This window comes from Vibrio sp. Y176 (assembly GCF_033438945.1).
Genome location: NZ_JAWOQS010000653.1, coordinates 1 through 653 on the forward strand (window position 1 = coordinate 1; position 653 = coordinate 653).

The 653-nt window shown below is 43.5% G+C and carries 1 protein-coding gene; it reads right to left on the minus strand.

Going from position 1 to position 653, the window contains the following annotated elements; genetic code table 11:
- On the minus strand, window positions 1-611 hold a 611-nt coding region (gene can, locus R7O13_RS27880), incomplete at its 3' end, for a carbonate dehydratase (protein ID WP_318305326.1).
- Window positions 612-653: the final 42 nt, after the last annotated feature.

Below are 653 nucleotides of genomic sequence, written 5' to 3' on the forward strand. Positions count from 1 at the left end.
GATGCTTCAACGGTCTCTTTAGAATTAGAGCGAATACCTAAATATTCAAGGCGACCATCTTCAATTCCGTATACGACACCGTGACTTTCGACATCTTGCCCGCGCTCCCATGCGTTTTGCATGATGGTTGAATTGCCTAGGTTATAAACTTGTTCTGCAACGTTAATTTCACCAAGCTTGTCGGCACGATCTTCAACAGGCATTTGATCTAAGTAAGAACGATGCTTGAAGTAAAGATCTCTGATGTGTAGTAGCCAGTTATTGATAAGCCCGAGTTGAGGGTTATCTATCGCTGCGTTAACACCGCCGCAACCGTAGTGACCACACACAATAATGTGCTTCACCTTGAGTACATCAACGGCGTATTGAACAACGGAAAGGCAATTGAGGTCTGTGTGAATGACTTGGTTTGCAACATTGCGGTGAACAAATAATTCACCGGAGTAAAGGCCGGTTAATCGTTCTGCGGGTACTCGACTATCGGAGCAGCCAATCCAAAGAAAATCAGGCTTTTGGCCTTCGGCGAGCTTAGCGAAATATTCAGGACGATCAGATTTGATTTCTTCCGACCATTTTGAATTATTCTCAAATAACTGTTTAATTTCCGGCATCTTGCAAACTACTTCCCTTAAATGACAAAAGCACTCATCGCA